At 56.0% G+C, this 4129-nt stretch carries 5 protein-coding genes; 1 reads left to right on the top strand and 4 read right to left on the bottom strand.

From position 1 onward, the window contains the following. Positions 1–256: 256 nt before the first annotated feature. Positions 257–1354: a nitronate monooxygenase gene (locus IT585_04065; GenBank protein MCC6962407.1), complete on the top strand. Its 1098-nt coding sequence runs from the start codon at positions 257–259 to the stop codon at positions 1352–1354. Between the two features lie 157 nt (positions 1355–1511). On the opposite strand, the gene IT585_04070 is transcribed toward IT585_04065, so the two are convergent. The 4 genes from IT585_04070 to IT585_04085 all read right to left on the bottom strand — a co-directional run bounded on the left by IT585_04070 (position 1512) and on the right by IT585_04085 (position 4104). Beyond that, positions 1512–2468 (bottom strand): PDZ domain-containing protein, encoded by a 957-nt coding sequence (locus IT585_04070; GenBank protein MCC6962408.1) that lies wholly within the window; start codon positions 2466–2468, stop codon positions 1512–1514. Between the two features lie 115 nt (positions 2469–2583). Further along, positions 2584–2994: an OsmC family protein gene (locus tag IT585_04075; GenBank protein ID MCC6962409.1), complete on the bottom strand. Its 411-nt coding sequence runs from the start codon at positions 2992–2994 to the stop codon at positions 2584–2586. Positions 2995–3051: 57 nt separating this feature from the next. Then, positions 3052–3444, bottom strand: a complete 393-nt coding sequence (locus IT585_04080) for a RidA family protein (GenBank protein MCC6962410.1) — start codon at positions 3442–3444, stop codon at positions 3052–3054. Between the two features lie 114 nt (positions 3445–3558). Next, a complete protein-coding gene (locus IT585_04085) occupies positions 3559–4104 on the bottom strand; it encodes an HD domain-containing protein (GenBank protein ID MCC6962411.1) in 546 nt (181 codons plus the stop codon). Positions 4105–4129: the final 25 nt, after the last annotated feature.

Consider the following 4129-nt stretch of genomic DNA (forward strand, 5'->3'; position numbering starts at 1 on the left):
AGAATCGTATACTGATATATAGACGTATTTGGACGATTTCCTCATCAAATGCTCCCGCGGACAGTCGCCTGCGGCTGCGATCTTGTCCAAGTGACCCCAGGCCAGGCGGCCAGCTGGTTGATTCGACAGAACGGTGCTACCTTCTTCCCCGAACGACCGCCAGCAAGAATTCTGGAGTTGTTGTTTGCGATGAAGATCAGGAGAAATTGTGGATAACCGCACCGACACTTTCGCTACGACGCGCGCTCGATCCGACCTGCCGCGACCGCTGGTGATTCAGGACAAGGTTGCCAGAATTCCTATCATCCAAGGCGGGATGGGGGTCGGTGTGTCGTTGTCGGGACTCGCCTCCGCGGTGGCGAACGCGGGCGGGATCGGCGTCATCGCCGCAGCCGGTATTGGGATGAAGGAGAAGGACTTCTACTCCGATTATCTTCAGGCGAATATCCGGGCATTGCGGCGCGAGATTCGCCGCGCAAAATCGCTGACCACCGGCATCATTGGCCTCAATATCATGGTCGCCTTCACAAATTACGGCGACTTGGTGCGGACTGCGATCGAGGAAGAAATCGATATTATTTTTTCTGGGGCCGGTTTGCCGCTCAACTTGCCGCAGTATCTGGTTCCGGATTCCCCGACGCGGCTGGTTCCGATTGTATCCTCGGCTCGTGCTGCCGGACTGATTTGCAAGCGCTGGTTGGGTCGTTTCGACTGTCTGCCCGATGCGGTCGTCGTCGAAGGTCCCGAGGCCGGTGGCCATCTGGGCTTTTCCGAGGAGCAAATCTTCGATCCCGAGTATGCGCTCGCTAAACTCTTACCGCCGATTCTGGCCGAAGTCAGCAATTACGCCGAACGTTATGGAAAGGTCATTCCTATCATAGCTGCGGGCGGGATCTTCACGGGCGCCGACATTCGCAGATTCCTGGAGCTGGGCGCCGCGGGGGTCCAAATGGGAACGCGTTTCGTGGCGACTCACGAGTGTGACGCCGATCAGGCCTTTAAACAGAAGTATGTCGACTCAAAGCGGGAAGACATCGTCATCATCAAAAGTCCGGTCGGAATGCCAGGACGCGCGATTCGCAATCGCTATACCGACGACGTGAGCGCCGGCACGAAGAAACCGTTCAAGTGTCCTTATCATTGCATCATTACCTGCGATTTCAAGGAGACCCCTTTCTGCATCGCAAATGCTCTGATCTGCGCGCAACGCGGCAACTTTCGAAGCGGGTTTGCCTTTGCCGGGGCCAACGCTTACCGGGTGAGCGAAATTGTTTCAGTGAAGGAGCTGGTCGCGACCTTGATGACCGAGTATGTCGAGGCGGCCAATAGTTCTGCCCTGACCCGCTCGGCCTAGCTCCGAGATACGGCCTCAGTCCGATCAGCCAAGGTTGAGACCGATTTGGTAATTGTCCGCCGCTGACAAAGGAGAACCGCCGATGGGGTTGCTGATCCACCGGCGGTTTGTCGGATAATGGGAAGTACCCGTTAAGGTCTTTTACACTGCAGCTTTGCTATTGCATCTTTTTTTCGAGCGTCTCGAGCTTCTTTTGTACCTCTTCGAGCCGTTTCCGCATTTCTTCCATCTTGCGCTGAAGCCGTTCCTGGTCCACCTGTGGCACATTCCAATTGTGGTAGGTGCCCTGGCCATCCCAATTGAACAGGTCCTGCATCATCGGCATGTTGCCGCGGTTGCTCCAGCCAAAGTTGTCGATCTCGTCAACTTCCAACGAAACTTTCTGCCGATTCTTGTCGCGCACGATCGTCAATTCCACCTGCTCGCCGCGGTCCTTGCCACGCAATTCGGCCGAAACATCGCCGGGGGATTCAACCGCTTCGTTGTTCACCGCCACCACAACGTCGCCAACCTTGAGCCCGGCCTTCTCCGCGGGTGTGTCTTTGATAACTTCGGTAATCAACGCGCCCTTGCCATCGGCGACGCCGAAATACTCGCCCAGATCGCCCGACAGGGACTGCATCGAGACGCCGATACCGGTCGTCTTGAAATTATCCAGAAAGCGGAAGGCGCGCGGAGCCCAGTCATCAGCATCGCCACCGTCATCCTCACCACCAAAGTAACTGGAGATGCTCGGTTCGCGTCGTTCGCCGATCTCGATCGCGAGCGTCATCGTGTTGCCGCCCCGGTCAATCGTCAGCGTCGCCTTATCGCCGGCACTGCTGGCGCGCACCAACTCCGAGAGTTGATCAGAGTCTTTGACCGTGGCGTCGTTCCAGGCCAGAATAATATCTTTGGGCTTCAATCCAGCCTTTTCGGCCGGGGAGTCTTCGGCAATGTCGTTGATCAGAACACCGTGATCGGTCTTCAGATCAAAGGCCTCCACCAGACTCGCGGTGACATCCTGCATGTATACGCCGATCCACGGGCGCTGCGCCGCATGAACGGGCGAAACGGCCAGCATCGCCAGGAATAACACGACTGTGGCGATCCACAAATGCTGCCTACTGACCATTATGCGCAAATCTCCTTTCCACTGCATTTCGTATCTCTAATACTGGATCGGCGCGGCTTTTGTTCCACTTTTGTTGTTAATGAGTGTTAACGCGGGCGCAGCGAGGCGGGGCAGTCTAAGGCCGCGCCAGCTCGAGAATAATCTCGGTGCTGACCCGGCAATCGGGGCGCAAAGTCGCCCGAACCGAGCAATACTTTTCTTGCGAGAGTTGGACGGCGTGCTCGACTTTGGCCCGATCAAGTTGGTTGCCCGCAATGGTATATCGAATCGCAATCGTATGGAAGTAACGCGGGTGCTCTTCAACCTGCTCGCCGGTGATGTCGATTCTGATTGCCGAATATTCCTGCCGCATCTTGTTCAGGATCGAGACAACGTCAAGGCCGGTGCAACCGCCAACTGCGGCGAGCAGAAGATCCGTCGGCGCCGGAAACCTCCCCGACCCGCCGGCACGGGCACGGGCATCGGTGCTCAACGACACACCATCCATGGTGCTGATTTCGAACTGCTGCCCACCTTTCCAGCTCATCGACAGCGATATCATGATAATCTCTCTTCCTGCGTCCGCACGCGAACGATACTTCGACTAATCGATATAAGCGACAGTCTCAATCTCGACCAGTACATCCATCGGCAGTTTGGCTACTTGCACGGTCGAGCGCGCCGGAAAAGCGCCGCTGAAATAGCTCGCATAAACTTCGTTCATTGCCTTGAAATCGTCCATCGATTTCAAGAATACCGTCGTTTTCAGCACGTTCTTCAGTCCCGACCCGGACGCCTCCAGGATCGCCGTGATATTCTTAAAAACTTGATGGGTTTGCGCCGAGATATCACCCGCGATCACCTTGCCGACCGCCGGGTCAATCGGTATCTGGCCCGATGTGAAAATCAGATTCTTGCACTCACGCAGTTGGATTCCCTGAGAATAGGGACCGATTGCTTGGGGGGCCTTATCGGTAGCGACTGCCTTCTTGGACACAACACAACTCCTTCCTGTGGACGTCAATATCGCCCGCGAATATAGCGAATTGGCGCGATATTGTCACGCGGTTGCTGCGAATCGTGAGGATGAATGCTGTCGAGGGGAGCGGGCTTATAGCTTAACTTGCGGGCTATCAGGCCCCATCAAGAGCGTGAATTCACGCAGGAAGTGCTGATCGAAGTTGTTTCTCGTGCCGTGCATCAGTTTCAGCGCCGGGTAGGTGCCGATCGCGGCCTGATAGACACGCTCGGTGGTGAGGGCATCAAAAACGTCGGCGATGGCCACAATGCGGCTGTAGGGGTGAATATCGGCGTCGAGCAAGCCATTGGGGTAGCCGCTGCCATCGAGCCGCTCATGATGGTGCATCACCGGATCGTATGATTCATCCGGAATCAGAGCAGTCTCCAGTAGGATTTCACTGCCCCAATTGGGGTGCTTCTTCATGATTTCAAACTCGGATCGGTTCAGCGCGGTGCGTTTGGTCAAAATTCGCTCTGGGACCTTGCTCTTGCCGACATCGTGCAACAGCGCGCCGGTGCCGAGAATCGTCAGTTCCTCGCGGTCGTTGATGCCCAATTGGCGGGCCAGGGCCAGCGTAAAGGTGCTGACATTGACCGAATGCGTGTAGGTATAGTAGTTGAAGGATGTAATCTTCATGAGGTTGAGAAACGCCTCTCGTCCT

The sequence above is a fragment of the Candidatus Zixiibacteriota bacterium genome, assembly GCA_020853795.1.
Classification (GTDB): Bacteria; Zixibacteria; MSB-5A5; order CAIYYT01; family CAIYYT01; genus JADJGC01.

Excerpts from the sequence above, each read along its gene's own strand:
- IT585_04070 (MCC6962408.1), bottom strand. The coding sequence starts at position 2,468 with ATGGTCAGTAGGCAGCATTTGTGGATCGCCACAGTCGTGTTATTCCTG.
- IT585_04085 (MCC6962411.1), bottom strand. The coding sequence starts at position 4,104 with ATGAAGATTACATCCTTCAACTACTATACCTACACGCATTCGGTCAAT.
- IT585_04075 (MCC6962409.1), bottom strand. The coding sequence starts at position 2,994 with ATGAGCTGGAAAGGTGGGCAGCAGTTCGAAATCAGCACCATGGATGGT.